We start from the raw sequence: 17087 nt of genomic DNA, 5'->3' as shown, positions 1-17087 counted from the left end.
TTCAATTCTCCTTCAATACCAACCGTAATAAGTTCCAGTCGTGCTCGTGGCATTGATACGAACACCCCTGAATGTAATGACCTGACCAGCAGTCATTGTGTACGGAAGCACAGTCCCCGCTGCGTCAACAATTTGGGCTGTCCCCGCTTCCTGGCAATAAATAGCCCTTGGAATAATCGCGAAATCATCTTCATCATCCGGAACAACTGCAAAATGAGTTGTCGCCGGATTTGTCTTATTCATTTGCGTTGTGAATGTATCAGCCATTATCGGCCTCCATCTCTGCTGATCGTTCCGAGAATTCCTGCTGCCGGTCAGCGCGTTCCTCGCCGCGCTCGCGGAAGCCGCGTTCGGTCTGCGCACCTTCCACAGCCATCTGCTGGTCTACCTGTCGCGCCTGCTGGTCGGACGAGGTGCGGTATTCCTCAAGGTTCTGGCGCCGCTCATCCAACCCGATACTGGAGAGGATTTTCGCGGTTTCGGCCTGCATCTTGTTGATCTTGGCGTCGGTTTCCTCGGCTTTCGTCGCCATGTCCGCCAGTTGCAGTTGCAGCTTCTGGTTTTCCTGCTGCAATTTCGCCTGATCGTTCTGGGACTTGGCCTGCAATTCCGCGAACTTGCGCTGGTTCTCAGCCTGATCCAGCGCGGCTTTCGCTTGGACCCCAGCCATGGCGGCTTGAGCCTTCATCTGTTCAGCCTCGGCTAGCTTGTTGTTAGCCTCGACCAGTTCAGCGGATTCTCCGCCACCAGCAGCAGCGCGAGCGGCCTCAGCCATTTGTGGCGCTGCATCAATGAACTCGTCGATCACGCCGTTCATCTGCCTGCCGACACGGTACGGCGCGAGGACGAACTTCATCATTTCGCCAGCTAGCTTTGCGCCTTCTTCGCCCATAGCCGCCATCTGCATCAGCGCTTGGCTAGCCTGGGTGAAAGCCCCCATGAATTCGTTGCGGGATTGCTTCTCCTGCATCTCATCGGTCAGGATCGTGCTGTCGGTTTCAATCTCGAAAGCAAAACTGCGGGCACGGTCATCGCGGAGCAGCGTCATTACGTCCTCAATAGGGACTTGCGCCTCTGCATCGGCCAACATCGGAGCATATTTCGCAAGGATTTGCTGTTGAGCCTGTTGGAACGCCTGCTGTGCCTGTGCCTGCATCTGGGCCGGATCGCCCTCTTGACCCTGCTGCATAGCCTGTGTGGCAGCTTCCTTGGCCTTGTTCGCCAAAGCTTCCAGTTCGCCCTTGGCCGCCTTCTCGATTTCCTTGATGCGCTTCTCGATATCCGCTTTGGTCGGAATCTCCATCTGCGCCATTTCAAGCAGCGTTTCTTTGCTGAACTTCTCGGCAATAATCTCGGCCGCGATCTTCACAGCATCAGCGGCAACACGTTGAAGCTCATCAATCTTACAGCGGACGCGAACCGAACCGTACTGACTCTTGAGTTGCTGGGCACCCAAGGTTTCCTCAGCCTCAGTTGCGCCGCGCATAATGTCCGAAATACCGGATAGCTGGTAGAAGTCGTCGATCAGCTGCGCACGTGCCTGGATCAACCCCTGAATGGCCGTAGCCACCTCGGCAAGAGGCATCCACTGAACGAAGTTGGTCGTGCCGCCTGCGATCAGCGCAGCCCCAGGGACAGGGATCAGGATTTCGTCGTCGTCCGCCTTCATCAGGGTTTCAACAGCATCTCCAATATCGCCACCAGCAGGGATCAACCCTTTCAGCTTCACCTTCTCCAACAACAGATAGATACGGCCCGTAAGCACGCTGATCTTGTTGAAGTGGATGGCATACCGTTCCCAATCAGGAACTGGCACGAGAGACCGGCGCCGCAATGTGCCATAGGCTGGGCGGGGACAGGGGAAGAAGCCCGATAACTTCAGTTCCGGCTCGTCGCTGTCCAGCAGGACATCAACGCCCTCAGTGACCCAATAAACCTTGTTGTCAGCCTTGTGCCAGACTTCCCAAACACCAGCCTTGCGGGTCTGGGATTGCTGGTCTTCGCCATGCTCATCGTCCCGCTTGGTCATGAACTTGGCGTCTTTGTACGCATCCCCGCTGAACTTGCGGAAACGCTTGCGCATCTCGCGCTTCGTCATCCAGGCTTGGCGTGCAACCCAACCAGCCTCAGCCCATTTGCGGGCGGGCTCATGGCGAAAATCAGTGCGGTCAAGATGCTCAACACAGACATTTTGCCCATCGTCGGTATCATAGCGCACCCATGGCACGCCGCGTCCGGCGAATATCAGGTCGTCCCTGACCTCAATCATGACATCATCAATGCCAGTGCGGGTGAAGGTCGATATGGCCGCGCGCTCAAGCAGTTCTGCGGTTGTGTTCTGAAGCGGCTTGTTATCGGAAAACAGCGGCTTGACTGCGGGCACTGGAGGGCGCGCGTAAACCGCTGGCTTCAGGATTTCATAGGATGCCCAAAACAGGTCTAGCTTGGTGTCCTGCCAGCCATAGCTATCGAGTTCACCTCGGATGCCGCCATAACCGGTGCCATGCAGGCTGTAGATATCGTCAATATCATGGCATGTCGCCTGCCACTCCTCAAACTCACGCTCCGACTTCTTGAGCGCGGAAAGGATGGCGGCGGATGATTTGGGCTCAGGGCCCACGAATGGCTCGTCTTCGTCTTCGGCCCTCATGTCATTAGGCCTTTGAAATATTCTTCGATTCTATCGATCGCTATCCTTGCGTAAATTTCGTCCGCCAATTTCTGTTCAGCGGAAAACGCGTTCTCGCCGCAAATAACTGTTGCGGGAGGGGCAATTTCATTTTGCCAGTTATCTGGGAGCGTGACGTTAAGACGGCGGGATGACGCAAGGACTACGTTATGGAAAGGGCTCATCGCCGCCCCCGCATCTTGAGCGGCGCAGCAATCACGCCATCACTAACCACAGTCGTTACACGCGGCCGCGTCTCGTCCTTCGGTGCATCACCCATGCCCATACGGTCCATCAGCTGGCCGCAGAGACCTAAGGCATCCGCCTGGTCATCATGGACGCCCACGGGAAAGCTCATCATTTCTGAGATAAGATCGGACAGCCACGGAGCCTCACGAGGCACATGAAGGCCCTGCATCGCCATACGGCCACGAATAGACTGTGCCCGAACCGCCTTGTCACCACGCGTCGGGAACTGCTCGCGAACGGTGTAGGAGCCGGTCTCCAGCATGCGCTTGACGAGGAACGGACCTACGCCGGACTTGATCTGGCCGGTTTCTTCAGCCCAACCGATCGGCTTCCACTTGCGGACGAGCTGGCAGAAGGCATCTACCCATACATCAGAGGAGGCTTGGGCGCGCCACAAGTCGAGGAGATACATGCGCCCTGTATGATCTACGCCAACAACAGCATGGACGGTGTAGTCACCACCATCGGCCGTCACGGCATAGTCAGATCCGCCATAGATCGTCATCGTCTCGCGCGGCGGGATCACATCGACGGGGATGATCCATTCGCGCTTGAAATAGTCGCCAGTGTCTGGCGCCGGTCGCTGCTGGTAGAGCGCAGACCATGTACGCGGAATCCGCTCGAAAACTTTCCAGTGATCCTCCGTGAACCATTCTGGCCAGATGTACTCGCCAATGGCGCGGCCAAGAGGATCATCATGACGCTCGCACTTCGCCGGGATGCAGATAACCTCCCACGTCTCGCCATCGCGGCATTCGATCATACCGCTTTGGCCTGCCCAATTTTCAGGCAGGATGGACCCGGCTAGATCGCCCTCATTCCAACGAGTCTGCGTGATCATAACCGAACCGCCCGGCTTAAGGCGTGTCAGGATATCGTCTTGATAAGCCTCAACTGTGCGCTTGCGGGTGACTTCGGAATCAGCCTCCTGCCTGCCCTTGATCGGGTCATCAATCGGGATGAAGTCCGCGCGGTTGCCGGTGATCCCGGACAGGATACCGCCGCCCATATATTCGGAACCGTTGGCGAGGGCCCATTCATCCGCCGCCGTGCTGTCGGCACTCAGGGACGTGCTGAACAACTTTTCGAAAGCCCGCTGCTTGACGACTGAGCGCATGCGCCGGCCAAACTTGCGGGCAAGGTCAGATCCGTAGCTTACGCCAATAACCTTGAAGCCGGGACGTTTGCCCATCGCCCATGTAGGGCTGACCACAGTGGCGTAAGTTGATTTGGCGCTGCCTGGGGGAAGAAACAGCATCGTCCGCCCACGATGCCGCTCAATGCAGCGCTGGGTAGCGTTCAGGATAATCTCGTGGTGCTGGGCTAAAACCGTCTCTACCGGCGCAAATTCCTCTGTATCATCATCTTCCGTCAGAGGAGCCCCTGGCACTTCGATGTAGCGAGCATAGTCAACGAGATTAGAGCGGGCGTTGCGGCGGCGAAGAAGCTCTGCTGCGGCGATCTGTGGTGTAATGGCCTGATACAGCATTACTTTTTGCCCAACGCTATGGAGGCGAGAACCTCATCACTGACATCTAAGGCATGTTGGATCGGGGCACCATCAACGCCGCTATGCTCGACACTCTGGCTGGGCTTTCCATATGCGCGGTCAAGGATAGCGTTGGCAGCAGACACGCGAGCCGCCTCACTCTCCCCGCTCTCCATAACCTCAACGAGAGCCTTGACAGCCTTAACCGAATACTGCTGTGCGATCGCCTTAATTTCGCGAGTGGCCTTGTTCGGAACACCCTTAACTCGGCCCCCACGGCGCTCGCCCGGCTTTGATCCGCGTGTCGCTTTTGCTACTTTTGCTTTTTGCGCCGTTGGCATGGTGGGCAACCAATTAGCGCATATTTCAAGGCACGGGCACGGTACATTAATTCACGATGCCCATCTTCTCCAAATCCTTCATGATCCTGCGCGCTTGTCGGTAATCATACAAGCCGCAACGACGCGCGAGGCTAGCAAGCGAAACTGTTTCGCCGTTGGCCATACTGGCTACGATCTCTTGGAATACCTGCCTGCGCCTATGTGTCATCAATCCGGGTTTGCGACCCCTGCGGCTCTTTGCCATTGTGCGACCCCTGTTGTTTGTCAGTGTGGTGTCTTTGTGTAGTCGATTGGCTTACAGGCGATGCGCCGCCGCAATATGTAGAGGCTCCACCCGTAGCGGCACCATGTAAACCTGAGCCACCAGGGGTCTATCCTGACGGTCCGCCCCAATCTATCCTTATGGGAAGCGATCATCTATTCCCCCTTAGCAATCTGATAGCTGATGATATCCCCAGGTGACTGATACCCTGGTTTCCACGGCTTCCACCGAAACTTGTTCGGGTTCACCCTTCGAACGATCCATTCGTTGCGGTATTTCAGGTCACACATGGGAGCATTGTCCTGGGTGGCGAAGGGGTTGAAGCCGGGGTTAGGGGGCATGGTCATCTCCCCGGTCAAAATCGAAATAGGTGTCATCCTCACCAATCGGGGGTGCCTCATCGATCCACTCTGGAGTGTCGCGCTTCACCTCGGACAAGGGGCGCAACAGCGGGTTCGATTCCCAGTCACCTCCTGCCGGTAGAGCCCCAGCGGCACCGGCAGGGTATATAGATTTATCTATATAGGGGTTCGTGCAGTGCAGGGTCGGTGCAATGTTTTCAATGACTTGGGAGTGGGGTTTGTGCGGGTCGGTGCAGGGGGTTCGTGCAGGGTTGGTGCACGGTTTTCCGCCATTTTCTAAGGGGGGTTCGTGCAGATTATTTTGAGTGTTGGTGGCGATAATTCCATGCTTCATCACCCGATTTGGCCCTCTCCAGAGTGGGGCGTCGAGTTCAATTTTGCCCAAACTGATGAGGCGTTCCATGGCCCCCCGGAAGGCGCTCTCACCCGCCCCTTTTGCCTCTGGCATATGGGCGAATATGCGGGGGGCATAGTTGATGCCATTGACGTGACTGACCGCGCGCTTCGTCACTGCGGCCTTTGCCAGGCACCTGAGGAACAGGTCGTTTTCAAGTGATGCCTGGGCGATGCCATCGACGTTGAAGCGGCTCTCTTCCGGGATGGATTCAGGCAGAACAAAAGCCCCCTTGAACCATATGAAATTGAGGTCGCCGCCACGCTGGGCATAGTTGGATTTTTCGCGGCGCATGACACGTGCATCGGGGTCTGTGGCGACGCCTTCGTCGTTGACCGGGATCTCCATGAACAGGCGTGAGCGGACCTGATTTTCCCAGGCCGTCGATCCGGAATAACTGTCTCCGGCCTTGTTGGGGTGGCCGACAATGACAACCGCGCCATTGATATGAAGCGCGAGACGGTTGCACAGGTTGATGAAACCGGCGACCTGGTGCCGGTCGTTCTCGTTCCCGGAATAGGTGTGGGCGGTATTATCGAGGACGACGAATCCAGCGCCCGATGCCTCGCATGCCGCAACAATCTGTTCGTAGCGCGGCCCGATGAACATGCGGCCTTCACGGTCGAAGGTGGCAAGCTCGTTGTTCATTTCGCCCTGCAGGGACAGCAGGAAAAGCTTGCCGCTGAGATCTTCAAGGCTGACGCCCAGACTATCACATATCGCCTTCTGGCGGCGGTGGAGTTCGTCCGCGTCGTCTTCGCAGGTGATGTAGATTGCAACCGTCTGCGTCGTCTCTATGCCCAGGAACGGCAGGCCAAGCGCAACGCAGGTGCATTGTTGCTGCGAGACAAGAGACTTGCCCGCTGCGCCCTTGCCGGTCAGGAGGGTGGCCTGGCGGTCAGGAATATAGTCCTTGACCTTCCAAGATCGCTCCGGGGGCTCTGTGTTGAGCCATGCAGCAGGGTCGATTAGCGCCAGCGGCGGGGCAGGTTCGCGCGGCTCCTCAATGAAGCGAGAGGCCTCTGCTTCCGCCATCCATGCGGGCGGACCGTCCAGTTCAAGATCGTCTTCAATATTACGCGGCACGGGAACGCATCCCCTTCACTTCAATTTCAGGGATGCGCGGCGGGCGCGTCAGTTCGAGGCGGAGCGCGCGGGCAAGCGTCGGACTGGAAACTTCCAGAGTCCGGACGTGGCGCACTTCGGCGCGGGCCTCATCAGTCCATTGCACCACGCAACAGCCATCGCAGCCGCTGCGCAGCCAGTCCAATGGTGTGGCATGCATTCGCAGGCGCTGGTCCGAGGCATCCCATCCCTGTACCGCGTCGGTGATCGCTTCCGCCCCAAGCGCAAAACCGTGGCCGGTCTTCAGATACCAGCCATTGGGGTCGAGCGGGTCGAAGGCGATAAGGTCGATGGTCTGCCCATCTTCAATGAGCGGCACTACGAGCATCGGCTTTCCACTCTCCTCCTGCTGCCAGAAATCTTTGTTGAGGACTTCCGTGGAGACGGTGCCGATCATGTTATCTGTCAGGAGTGCCGGCGCGTTTAGGCCGAGCCCGCGCAAGAGGTTCATCTGGCGCAATTGCAGACGCTGACTCGCGGCCTGCATTTCGATGTTGAGCGGGTTCTTGACCTCGCGCGCCCAAGCAAGCGCGTCCTGTCGATCGAACAGGTCCGCCGTCATAAACCCCTCCGGTCAATGAAGGGCGCTCCATGCCGCCGCAGAAACTCCAGCGCGCTCGTCTCCTGCCGGAAGACGCCACAGAGATGACCTTGGCGGGTGTATAGGTTAAGCCGGTCCCGCTGGTTGGCGTCCGGCATTTTGGTGCCGTCCTTCCACTCCAGAAAGGCGACACCGCCGCAGTGCCAGGTGCAGAACAAATCCAGCGCGCCGGCCACCATACCTTCGCGCTTGGCTTTGCGCGCCGCCCACTGGCTGCGTTTTGCGGCATTGGGGATGGCTACGATGTCCACAGCCGGGCAGATAATGCGCGCATCCCGGATGAACGCCGATTGCCGCGTCACCTCGTCGCGCGGGTCCGCGTCCTTGGGATCGATCCACCAATCTAGATCGGCGGCGTCTTCAATCAGGAGGGATGCGAGCGCGTCCATCAGATCAGCCGCTCCCGGCGTTCGCGTTCGGCAGTCAGCTCAATCTCGATTTCCTTCGGGCGCACGCGGTACATGCGCGCCAGGCCATCCACCGTCAGATGATCGATCGACCGGGCGCAGGTCAGCATCATCTTGAGCTGGGCCTTCGCCGCGGCCGCTGTTATCGTTTTCGTGTCGGCATGGCGCATGCGCATCAGCATGCCCCCACTTGGTATTGCCGCAGCTTCTCCAGCATGCGCCGGGAAGACAGCGCCGCATCAAAGCATCGGCGCTCATATTCGAGCGTGGCGTAATCCTCGCAGTCGCGGACGAACTGACCCCGCGCCCGGCCTTTGCCTGTGTTGGCATTGCCTGAAGCAGTCTTTCGGACCGCGGCAACATTTGCTGCCGTCACACCCTCATGCGGCGCGGCAACATAGCGGGCTATGCGTTCGTCGCTGAGATAGTTGAGGCGGCATAATGTCGCGATCTTGGCGCGGGTGTCAGCGTGCATATCTCAGGCCGCCCTGCTCGCCGCATAGTCACCCAGCCAGCCCCACGATTGGCATTTACAAATTCGCCAAACCTGTGACTTTGACACTCCTGTAGCCGACATAATTTTGCCATAACTCAGGCCGTCAGAGCGCATCTTGCGGATTGCCCGGACATCATCCTGCGACAAGCGTGCGTTCGGGTTCTCTTCCCCCTTGGGGCGCGCATCAGCCCTGCCTTTAGCGTCCCTATCCGCATTGTTTTCAGCTTGAGTTCCAAGCCTTAAGTGGGCTGGGTTGCAGCATTTTCGGTTGTCGCACATGTGCATTACGACATAACCATGATAGCCTGGTCCATCCGGGATATGTCCATTGGCCAGCGTGTATGCATGTCGGTGCGCGCCTACAGACCTTCCCCGAACCCACAAACTCCCATATCCACTGCGGACAATGGCCCGTTGCCAAGGCCAGCAGCCATCAGGGCCGCTAGACTGGTCAACATTATCCCAGAACTGATCTGCAATATCCGTCATGCCGCGATGCTCCGCATAGCCGCTTGGCCAAGAGGCAAATCAGAAAGCATGCCGAGTGCTATCATGTAGGTTTCGAGCAGCGCTTCTCGCTCCTGCCTGGCGTTGGCCTCCATCTTGCGCAGACGGATGATCTCGCGCATGGTCTTGGTGTCATAACCTTGGCTTTTAGCTTCAGCATAGACGTCCTTGATGTCGTCGGCGATGCCCTTTTTTCATCCTCAAGGCGCTCAATGCGTTCGACGAACAGGCGCAACTGGTCGGCTGCTACGTTCTCGCTCATAGGTTCTTTCTCCTGTGAATTGTGCCCGACGCCGATCGGCAGGTAACATTCAGGAGGCGGGAGATCGGCGCGGTCCGCTTCCAAAATGAGTTTCGCTTCTGTGAGGCTGATTCCAGCCAGCCCGGCGGCGGCCTCCATGGTCGCCCCATCCCGCACGGCGATACGGAATTCGCGGAGTTGCCTGGAGCCGCCCCCGTTCATGCCCGCCGCCTCCGCTGCGCTTCCCTGCGATTGCGGGTCTTGCGGTTGAGGGTTTCCTGGCACATGCGGGCAAGGATGTTACGGGCGTCCATGTCGGGGGTGAGGAGGAGTTCGGGCTGGGTCATGCTGCGGCCTTCCAATCAAGGAAGCCGAGTGTTGGCTGGCCTTCGTGCCCGTGCTCAAAGACGAACCAGGCAAAAGCGATCACGCCATGTCCGTCGCCTTCCTCCTGCAGCTTGCCGCGCTGCATCGGCACACGACGGGACATCACCCACACGCGGGCAAGTGGAACTTGCTTGAACCATTTCCCGCGCTCTACGCCTTCCAGAAAGGCGAGGCGCAGGAACAGCGCGACCTTGCCGGTCGTCAGCATCAAGGCGCGGTCGGTGAATTCGATCGCCCAGCGGAAGGGAGGATTCGTGACGATGTTTGGCGCGCGCGCGGACCATTCCATCAGGAAGTCGCGGCCGCCCTCACCATAGCCACGATCGATAAGGTCAGTGGAAATGACATCGTAGCCAGCGCCTTCAAGGACGCGGGACATATCACCCGCGCCACATGCCGGCTCCCAAATCGGTCCATCGAACTGCTCAACAGTCAACAGCGCCCGCGTTGCGCCGGGATGCGTCGGATAGAAGTCGTGCGCCTCCCTCTGCGCGGGATCGTCGGTTTGCGCCAACGCATAGACGGTGCCGCCGCTGCGCATCACGCCGCCACCCCCGACCTGATCCGATCCGCGTCACTCACCACGGCCTGGATGCGCGGCAGTAAATCCCGAAACAGCGCGCCGAGAGCCAGAGTCTCCAGATGATCCCGCTGCCCGTCACTCAATGCGTCCATGAATGCGCCGGCCGCACGCGCCAGATCAGCGGCGGTATGGAAGTCGTTTGCGGCATCAGCGGTGAGAGGGGCCAGCTTGAAGCCGTAGCGGGCGTAAAGTTCGTCCAGCGCTTGTGGCTCGTCCACCAGCAGATCGAACAGCGCCTTGGGTTCAGGGCATGACCCAGCAAAGACCTTATCGAGCGCGCGCACCGTACGGCCCATGCTGTCGGCCAGCGTTCCACGACCGACTTTGGCCGCCGTGCGCGCCAGTCCGGCGACCATGAGCGCATGGAACTGCTGTTCGTCCGGCTTCTGTCGTTTCGGAACGACAATGTTGCTGCGCTGCGTCAATTTACGCTCCATGATGAAAGGAGTTAAAAACCAAAGCGGCGGGGCGAATGATCTCCGCTCCCGCCACCCTCTGGAGCGACCCGAGGGAAGGCTTCGCGGTTTCGGCCGCGATCATGGGGAACCGGCACGGGACAAGTGCGACCCGGCCCGTGCCGGTTTTCTGAAAAGTTGCCAGCTTTCCGACATTCGCGGCCGTGTATCCAAACCCGTTGACCCCACCGCGTTGACGCAATGCGCATGCCGGACGTTTCAGCCGCGCTGGCGGTCGGCTGTGAAAGGAGGGGACGGGTATAGGGTTGGCGCGGCGGGGAGCCGTTGCGATGACAGCCGCCGCGCCTGGGCCGGGAATGGCCCAACTGAAAGAGATGACCGCGGCACCCATTCACAGCCTCGGCATGAAGACGAGGAACGGGAAAGCGGCGAATGCTTGCGCGACGAGGGCGAAGCAGAAGATGATCAGTGGATCGATCATGCCGCCCTATCCTTCTTGCCTAACTCTCCTGCGTTGAACCTCTGAAGTAGCGCGTCCAGTGCAAGTTTCGTGCGCGCATCGACCGGCAAATCCCCTGTTTCCATTCGGGAAATGCTGGTTTGGTGGAGACCAAGGGCCGCCCCCAGCTCAGCTTGGGAGAGGCCAATCTTTCGGCGTATTGCTCGGATGTAATCCATATGCGCTATTATGCGCATGCGAATATGAAGGTCAAGCATGTTATGCATAAGCGAATAGGAGGATTCGCAATGGGTGGCTTATCTGCGGCCATGAACGAAATTTTGGCGGCAAACGTAAAACACCTCAGGCTGACTAGCGGGCTGAAGCAGGAACTGTTCGCTGAGTTGATCGGCGTCAGCCAAGGAACCGTGTCAAGATGGGAAGGGGGCGCTGAGCCTAAGGGTGAGCAACTCGTAAAGCTGGCTGCCCACGCCGGTCGTTCGGTCCATGAACTCACCACGAGACTTATAGCAGAGGATAACGGGAAGGCCCTGACTCCCACATTCGCCTACGAGGGCAGCACGCTAATGCTGCCTGTCCACTTGCCTAATTCAGACGTGCTGACTGAGATGTTTTCGCAAATACTCGAATCGCTTGGTGAGGCCGATCCTGACGTAATCGCTCGAAGGCTTGCTCAGATGCTTCCAGGTGCTTTAGCGCAAACCGTAGCTCGTCTTCCGCGCCATCATCGTGAAACACTTCCACCCGTTTCCGAAGACGATTAACTTCAGTTTCCAGTACATTAAACATCATTGCGGCAACGGAACATCTAACAGTGCAATTTGGGCAGCCTTTATCGCAGCCCGGCAACTGCTGATGTAAATATTGTTCTATCCGCATACCTATCCCCGTCCGCAATGTTCATCAAACGTTCTTTCAACCAATCTCCAACATGTCCAGTGGAGGATTGATGACGGCTGCGTAACGTGCACGCTGCTACTATGTCATACCGACGACATTTAGCCGACCAAAATAAAAAATGCATGAACGCATAAATTTGCATTGCGCTTATGCGTATGCGCATATATGCTTTCCCCATAGACACCAACCGGTGATGGGGAATGAAGATGGACATTGCGACGACGACCGCTGAAGCTCTTGCCCGCTACGAAGCGGCTTTCAACGAAGAGCGCCTTATCCAACAGCAGTGGCACACCGAACTGGACGGACGGCAGCTCGCTTGCGCGCTTGGTGTTCTGGGCGATGTGGTGGACGGCCCTGCGCAATGCCCTGCGGCGATCATGCCGCGCTGGCTGGCACAGATGGTTCCCGGATTTTTCGACCGGCAGAAGTTCGACGATGCCAAGGACTGGGGCCTACGCTTCTACAAGGCGCTCGACCGGATCGGCGGCAATGTTCCCTTCAGCGTCATTCACGATTGGCATGCAAACACGGTCTGCCAGTTGGGCATTGAAGCTTCTGAAATCCGCAAACGCGATACAGCCCCGCACAAGGCATTGCAGGCGCTTCACCAGCGGGCCTTGGCTGGCGAGAAGACCGGCGCAGATGAGTGGCGACCAGTTCTGAAAAGCGCCGACGCCGACGCCAACGCCAACGCCTACGCCTACGCCGACGCCTACGCCTACGCCTACGCCTACGCCGACGCCGACGCCAACGCCAACGCCAACGCCTACGCCTACGCCGACGCCTACGCCTACGCCTACGCCTACGCCTGGAAGCGTCTTGCGGACGGCATGGTCTCCGCTCTGGACCGTGTGGAGGCTTAAATGCAACCCGCACTCCGCAAGGCAGACGCCCTAGAGACGATCAGGCTGGTTCACACAGAACGCGGCGACGTCGATCTACTCGACACTGCCCGCGAGAACGGGATGACGGTCGACCAGCTTATCCAGGCGCGCCCGTCTCCACCCATGGTCATCAATGATCGCATTAGGGCCGCTGGCATCGCGATCTTTGGCCGGGAAGAGTGGGGCAAGGTTGTTGGAGGTGCGTCATGAGCCATGAGCGCTTTCTCCTGATTGGAGCCGTCCGTCACATTGCCAACGAACTATTCGAAGCGAGCCTGACCAATGACGGCTGTCACGCCCTCTGGATATTGGGCGAGCTTCTGGATCGCCGCGATGTTCCGCAGTCGGCTGTGGGCGAGATCAAGCGTCTTTCAGCGCTGGCGCATGGCCGTGAGCCTGTTTCGGTGCGCCCTGAACCTAGTGAATGGAGATGAACATGACCACGATGACGAAGACTTATGCCCAAATCGCGCATGAATTCATTGGCGCGATTGATGCACCAGGATTTTGTGTATTCGCTCCGAATGCGACCGGTAATTGGGGTGCTTCCTGCTACTGGCCAAAGGGCGATGTTATTCGCGACACTGGCTGTCATGGCAGAGGCTACACACTGGAAGCCGCGATAGCCGATATGTGGGCTAAGGTCGAGAAGGCGAAGGAACAGCAGAAGGTTCTCAAGACGGCCGCGGAATGCAAGGAAGCGGTTCTCAATTTGATCCGCGAGCATGATGCGGCCCCGGCTAGCTTCCGGGATGCTGTCGATGCCTTGCCGGTGAAGGGTTGAGGCATGACCATGCAAACCCCCGTTGACCGCTGGACCGCGCCACACGTTGACGCAGCCGCAGACAAACTTCGTGATGCACTTCGGATGAAGGCTGAACAGGAGGACTGTGAGAGCGCCGACGAACCCTCAGGCGTGATCGGTTGGGTTGTCGCCGGTCTTTTCGTGTTCGTTATGGGGTTCGCCATAGCTGCTCAAATTCTGTGGGAGGTGGCCCAGGCCACGCTTTGAACTGATTTTCAGGAGGAAATATGAACATCACCGAAAAGGAAGGCTGGCTTTGGGATGAGCGCGGCAACCGCAATGAGATCGCGCGCTATGGTTCGCGTGAGGCCGCAGAAGAAGCAATTCGTTCGCTGATCGATTGCGATAATTGTATCAACTGCTCGTACTGCTCGGACTGCTCGGACTGCTCGGACTGCTCGTACTGCTCGGACTGCTCGGACTGCTCGGACTGCTCGCGCTGCTCGGACTGCTCGGACTGCTCGCGCTGCTCGGACTGCTCGGACTGCTCGTACTGCTCGGACTGCTCGGACTGCTCGGGCTGCTCGCACTGCTCGCGCTGCTCGTACTGCTCGTACTGCTCGCGCTGCTCGGACTGCTCGCGCTGCTCGTACTGCTCGGACTGCTCGGACTGCTCGCGCTGCTCGTACTGCTCGGACTGCTCGGACTGCTCGTACTGCTCGCGCTGCTCGGACTGCTCGGACAAAAAAGGCACCGCCAGCGAGTCGGTTGAAATACCGACCATCGATAACATTCATAGCAAGGTCTACGCCGCCGTATCGCAGCCAAACGCCTTGGATATGGATACGTGGCACACCTGCGAGACGACGCATTGCCGGGCCGGTTGGGTGGTTACTCTGGCTGGTGAGAAGGGTAAGGCGCTCGAAACGCGCTTCAACACTGAACTGGCAGCAATGCTGATCTACCGTGAAAGCGGAGCGCCGATCAATCCGTGCCGCTTCTATGACGGCAACGAAGCCGCGCTTGAGGACATGCGCAAGCTTGCAGAGGCAGAGGCCGCACTGTGACCCAAGTTTCTCAGCAGGGAGGGGGGAAGGCCAATAACCTTCCCCTTGCTGGCTCCCACATCACCTATCACAAAGACTTGATCCAGGGTTCGGATGAATGGCTGGCTGAGCGCTGCGGCTTACTCACGGCGAGCGAGATGAAATTGATTATCACGCCGACGCTCAAGGTTGCTGACAACGACAAGACGCGCGCGCACCTTTACGAACTCCTTGGCCAGCGCATCACCGGCTATGTCGAGCCGCACTACATCTCAGATGACATGCTGCGCGGGCGTGATGACGAGACCGAGGCCCGGATGCTCTACCACAAGAATTTCGCGCCGGTGAAAGAAATTGGGTTCATCACCAACGATAAATGGGGCTTTACGATCGGTTACAGCCCGGATGCGTTGGTCGGTGACGATGGCCTGATTGAATGCAAGAGCCGCCGGCAGAAATATCAGGTGCAGACGATCGTCGAGAATGTCGGCGTGGACAAGGGTGAGACAATCCCCGCCGATTACGTGATCCAGTGCCAGACCGGAATGCTCGTGACAGAGCGCGCCTGGTGCGACCTCGTTTCGTACAGTGGCGGCCTGCCCATGGCGGTCATGCGGGTGCATGCCGATCCGGTCATTCAGGAAGCCATCGAGACGGCGGCCGCAGCCTTTGAAGCCAAACTCGCCGACAAGCTGGCGATCTACGAGGCGACGGTTGCCGCGCGCAAGATGATCGCGACCGAGCGCCGCGTTGAACAAGAAATGTTTGTTTGAAGGGAAAAGACCATGAACGACATGACGCCAGTCATTGTGCCTAAAAGCGACCAGATATCCGCCGACGACCTGATCGCAGGACCGCTCACGATCCGGATTGCCGAAGTGGATATCCGGCCCGGCACAGAGCAGCCGGTAACGATTCACTATGATGACGACGGCGGACGCCCGTGGAAGCCGTGCAAGTCTATGTGTCGCGTTCTCGTCGCTGCATGGGGTCCGGATGCAAAAGCATATGTCGGGCGCGCCGTCACGCTCTATCGCGATCCAAAGGTGAAATGGGGCGGCATGGAAGTGGGCGGTATCCGTATCAGTCACCTTTCTGACATCGATCGCGAAATGGTGATGGCTTTGACCGCCACGCGCGGCAAGCGCGCACCCTACACCGTCAAGCCGCTCGCCAATGCTCCAGTACAACGAGCCAATGACGACCCCGCCGCCAAATGGGCAAGCGCCTACATCGGCAAGGTCAACAGCTTCAACAGCCTCGACGAACTGGAGGCGTTCGCCGCCGATAAGGCGGCCAAGCTGGACGAGCTCAAGGCCAAGCGTCCGGAACTGCACCGGGATTGCGCCGACGTTTTGCACGCGCGCCGTCTCGACCTGGCTGTCGAAGGGCCAGCAGACGAGCAGCGGGGCGAGGCTTTTGCGGACGAGGACGAATTCTGATGACCCCCACCGAAATCGTAGCCACCGCCGTCAAGGAATGCCTTGGCGTCACCGATGAGCAAGCCAGCAACCCGAACGCCGACATCCAGTGCGACCTGGGCGGCGACAGCCTCGACATGCTGGAGATCGTGATGATGATCGAAGACGCGCACGGCCTGCATTTCTCGGACCTTGAGGCTCAGGGATGCAAGACCGTCGGTGATCTCGTCGACATGGTAGCCAAGAAAATGGGTGTGCCGGCGTGACCGAATGCACCCATCCGAAAAGCCGCAAGGCCAAGCGTTGCTGGTCCTGTGCCGCCAAGTGGATGAACAGCGACCCGGCGATCCATACCAAGCGGGTGCAGAATATCCGCGCCCACTACGACGACCCGGACAATAGGGCCAAGGCGCGCAAGAAAGTTCAGGATCTGACGAAGCGCGTCATGGCCGACCCGGAGATGGTCGAACGCAAGCGCGAGCATGGGCGGCGCATCTATCGAGATGTGCTGTCCCGGCCGGACGTGCGGGCAAAGAACCTGTCGCCAGAGGTCAGGGCTCAAGCAGGCAGGGCGCGTAGCGATACGGTGCTGGCATGGTGTCCGCCCGAATATCGCGACCTCTACAGGGAACTCTGGCGCAGCAGGAATGCCAGCGCGGTCGAGGCGCGCCGGATGGTCGAGGAAATGATCGCGCGGGACAATGACCCGCTCAAGATTCTGGACCGCTTCTACGGCGGCAAGCCTGCGAAGGCATCATAGGAGGAACCATGCCAAGACACATCCGCAAGCCTGTCAGGCAAAAACGCCAGCCAATGCCGGAACGGGGATACGCCATTCTCTATCGCCAAGGCGAGACGAACCATTGTCCGGCCTGTACCCGGTCGAATTGGACCGTTGGCAGGCAGACATCCGAATGCGCCTTCTGCGGCTGCGTTCTGCCGCTATCCACAATGGCGATGGTCTATGGGGATATGAGGGTGGCGGTATGACGTGCGAGCGCGTCACTATGCCAGGGGGTGGGGTCGCCATAGTGTGCGGACCGCGCCGTGCCTATGATCGGTGCCGCTGCGGACGCATAGCCACCCTACTTTGCGATTGG

Annotated in this window: 25 protein-coding genes and 1 pseudogene; 11 read left to right on the top strand and 15 right to left on the bottom strand. The window is 58.7% G+C overall.

Annotated features, from left to right (window positions below; translation table 11 throughout):
- Nucleotides 1-12 precede the first annotated feature (12 nt).
- The 14 genes and pseudogenes from HNQ99_RS13150 to HNQ99_RS16975 all read right to left on the bottom strand — a co-directional run bounded on the left by HNQ99_RS13150 (nucleotide 13) and on the right by HNQ99_RS16975 (nucleotide 11206).
- Nucleotides 13-267, bottom strand: coding sequence for a spike base protein, RCAP_Rcc01079 family (locus HNQ99_RS13150; protein WP_184476376.1), 255 nt, complete (start codon nucleotides 265-267; stop codon nucleotides 13-15).
- Nucleotides 260-2650, bottom strand: coding sequence for a hypothetical protein (locus tag HNQ99_RS13145; protein WP_184476373.1), 2391 nt, complete (start codon nucleotides 2648-2650; stop codon nucleotides 260-262). Before HNQ99_RS13145 ends, HNQ99_RS13150 begins: the two co-directional genes overlap by 8 nt.
- Nucleotides 2651-2849: 199 nt before the next feature.
- Nucleotides 2850-4406 (bottom strand): phage terminase large subunit, encoded by a 1557-nt coding sequence (terL, locus tag HNQ99_RS13140; protein WP_184476370.1) that lies wholly within the window; start codon nucleotides 4404-4406, stop codon nucleotides 2850-2852.
- 933 nt (nucleotides 4407-5339) lie between these two features.
- On the bottom strand, nucleotides 5340-6851 hold the full coding sequence (locus HNQ99_RS13135; protein WP_184476367.1) for an AAA family ATPase: 1512 nt from the start codon (nucleotides 6849-6851) through the stop codon (nucleotides 5340-5342).
- Nucleotides 6841-7452: a hypothetical protein gene (locus HNQ99_RS13130; protein ID WP_184476364.1), complete on the bottom strand. Its 612-nt coding sequence runs from the start codon at nucleotides 7450-7452 to the stop codon at nucleotides 6841-6843. The genes HNQ99_RS13135 and HNQ99_RS13130 overlap by 11 nt, the downstream gene beginning before the upstream one ends.
- Complete coding sequence (locus HNQ99_RS13125; protein ID WP_184476362.1) at nucleotides 7449-7880, bottom strand: hypothetical protein; 432 nt, start codon at nucleotides 7878-7880, stop codon at nucleotides 7449-7451. Before HNQ99_RS13125 ends, HNQ99_RS13130 begins: the two co-directional genes overlap by 4 nt.
- The gene (locus HNQ99_RS13120) at nucleotides 7880-8074 is read right to left on the bottom strand and encodes a hypothetical protein (RefSeq protein ID WP_184476360.1); all 195 of its coding nucleotides are present in this window, start codon (nucleotides 8072-8074) and stop codon (nucleotides 7880-7882) included. Before HNQ99_RS13120 ends, HNQ99_RS13125 begins: the two co-directional genes overlap by 1 nt.
- A complete protein-coding gene (locus HNQ99_RS13115) occupies nucleotides 8074-8373 on the bottom strand; it encodes a hypothetical protein (protein WP_184476357.1) in 300 nt (99 codons plus the stop codon). The genes HNQ99_RS13120 and HNQ99_RS13115 overlap by 1 nt, the downstream gene beginning before the upstream one ends.
- A 3-nt stretch (nucleotides 8374-8376) precedes the next feature.
- Nucleotides 8377-8883 carry an HNH endonuclease gene (locus HNQ99_RS16980; RefSeq protein ID WP_184476354.1) on the bottom strand — a complete coding sequence of 169 codons (507 nt, stop codon included), beginning with the start codon at nucleotides 8881-8883 and terminating at the stop codon, nucleotides 8377-8379.
- Nucleotides 8880-9163, bottom strand: a pseudogene (locus HNQ99_RS13105) (DUF2312 domain-containing protein). Before HNQ99_RS13105 ends, HNQ99_RS16980 begins: the two are co-directional and overlap by 4 nt.
- Nucleotides 9164-9360: 197 nt before the next feature.
- Nucleotides 9361-9489, bottom strand: coding sequence for a hypothetical protein (locus tag HNQ99_RS16795; RefSeq protein ID WP_281376837.1), 129 nt, complete (start codon nucleotides 9487-9489; stop codon nucleotides 9361-9363).
- Complete coding sequence (locus tag HNQ99_RS13100) at nucleotides 9486-10073, bottom strand: hypothetical protein (RefSeq protein WP_184476352.1); 588 nt, start codon at nucleotides 10071-10073, stop codon at nucleotides 9486-9488. The genes HNQ99_RS16795 and HNQ99_RS13100 overlap by 4 nt, the downstream gene beginning before the upstream one ends.
- Complete coding sequence (locus HNQ99_RS13095) at nucleotides 10070-10537, bottom strand: hypothetical protein (RefSeq protein ID WP_184476350.1); 468 nt, start codon at nucleotides 10535-10537, stop codon at nucleotides 10070-10072. Before HNQ99_RS13095 ends, HNQ99_RS13100 begins: the two co-directional genes overlap by 4 nt.
- A gap of 468 nt (nucleotides 10538-11005) precedes the next feature.
- Nucleotides 11006-11206, bottom strand: a complete 201-nt coding sequence (locus HNQ99_RS16975; protein ID WP_184476348.1) for a helix-turn-helix domain-containing protein — start codon at nucleotides 11204-11206, stop codon at nucleotides 11006-11008.
- Nucleotides 11207-11275: 69 nt separating this feature from the next.
- Here HNQ99_RS16975 and HNQ99_RS13085 point away from each other — a divergent pair, with 69 nt between their 5' ends.
- The 6 genes from HNQ99_RS13085 (at nucleotide 11276) to HNQ99_RS13060 (ending at nucleotide 13787) form a co-directional block, all read left to right on the top strand.
- Nucleotides 11276-11752: a helix-turn-helix transcriptional regulator gene (locus tag HNQ99_RS13085; protein WP_184476346.1), complete on the top strand. Its 477-nt coding sequence runs from the start codon at nucleotides 11276-11278 to the stop codon at nucleotides 11750-11752.
- Nucleotides 11753-12094: 342 nt separating this feature from the next.
- On the top strand, nucleotides 12095-12754 hold the full coding sequence (locus tag HNQ99_RS13080; protein WP_184476343.1) for a hypothetical protein: 660 nt from the start codon (nucleotides 12095-12097) through the stop codon (nucleotides 12752-12754).
- Nucleotides 12755-12985, top strand: a complete 231-nt coding sequence (locus HNQ99_RS13075) for a hypothetical protein (RefSeq protein WP_184476340.1) — start codon at nucleotides 12755-12757, stop codon at nucleotides 12983-12985.
- The gene (locus HNQ99_RS13070; protein WP_184476337.1) at nucleotides 12982-13209 is read left to right on the top strand and encodes a hypothetical protein; all 228 of its coding nucleotides are present in this window, start codon (nucleotides 12982-12984) and stop codon (nucleotides 13207-13209) included. Before HNQ99_RS13075 ends, HNQ99_RS13070 begins: the two co-directional genes overlap by 4 nt.
- 2 nt (nucleotides 13210-13211) lie before the next feature.
- Entirely contained in the window at nucleotides 13212-13559 is a 348-nt protein-coding gene (locus HNQ99_RS13065) for a hypothetical protein (RefSeq protein ID WP_184476334.1), read from the top strand.
- A gap of 3 nt (nucleotides 13560-13562) precedes the next feature.
- Complete coding sequence (locus HNQ99_RS13060; RefSeq protein ID WP_184476331.1) at nucleotides 13563-13787, top strand: hypothetical protein; 225 nt, start codon at nucleotides 13563-13565, stop codon at nucleotides 13785-13787.
- Nucleotides 13788-13872: 85 nt separating this feature from the next.
- On the opposite strand, the gene HNQ99_RS13055 is transcribed toward HNQ99_RS13060, so the two are convergent.
- Nucleotides 13873-14304, bottom strand: coding sequence for a hypothetical protein (locus tag HNQ99_RS13055; RefSeq protein WP_246414952.1), 432 nt, complete (start codon nucleotides 14302-14304; stop codon nucleotides 13873-13875).
- A gap of 55 nt (nucleotides 14305-14359) precedes the next feature.
- On the opposite strand from HNQ99_RS13055, the gene HNQ99_RS13050 reads away from it, so the two are divergent.
- From HNQ99_RS13050 to HNQ99_RS13030, 5 genes are read left to right on the top strand one after another with little or no spacing between them, the layout of a single operon-like run.
- Nucleotides 14360-14587, top strand: a complete 228-nt coding sequence (locus tag HNQ99_RS13050; RefSeq protein WP_184476325.1) for a hypothetical protein — start codon at nucleotides 14360-14362, stop codon at nucleotides 14585-14587.
- Nucleotides 14584-15339: a lambda exonuclease family protein gene (locus HNQ99_RS13045; RefSeq protein WP_184476322.1), complete on the top strand. Its 756-nt coding sequence runs from the start codon at nucleotides 14584-14586 to the stop codon at nucleotides 15337-15339. The genes HNQ99_RS13050 and HNQ99_RS13045 overlap by 4 nt, the downstream gene beginning before the upstream one ends.
- 12 nt (nucleotides 15340-15351) lie before the next feature.
- On the top strand, nucleotides 15352-16008 hold the full coding sequence (locus HNQ99_RS13040) for a hypothetical protein (protein ID WP_184476319.1): 657 nt from the start codon (nucleotides 15352-15354) through the stop codon (nucleotides 16006-16008).
- Nucleotides 16008-16253: an acyl carrier protein gene (locus HNQ99_RS13035; protein ID WP_184476316.1), complete on the top strand. Its 246-nt coding sequence runs from the start codon at nucleotides 16008-16010 to the stop codon at nucleotides 16251-16253. The genes HNQ99_RS13040 and HNQ99_RS13035 overlap by 1 nt, the downstream gene beginning before the upstream one ends.
- Entirely contained in the window at nucleotides 16250-16747 is a 498-nt protein-coding gene (locus tag HNQ99_RS13030; RefSeq protein ID WP_184476313.1) for a hypothetical protein, read from the top strand. The genes HNQ99_RS13035 and HNQ99_RS13030 overlap by 4 nt, the downstream gene beginning before the upstream one ends.
- Nucleotides 16748-17087 lie beyond the last annotated feature (340 nt).

The sequence above is a fragment of the Rhizorhapis suberifaciens genome, assembly GCF_014200045.1.
Lineage (GTDB): Bacteria > Pseudomonadota > Alphaproteobacteria > Sphingomonadales > Sphingomonadaceae > Rhizorhapis > Rhizorhapis suberifaciens.
The sequence above is the reverse complement of the archived record's forward strand: the minus strand, read 5'-3'. Positions and strand labels throughout refer to the sequence as shown.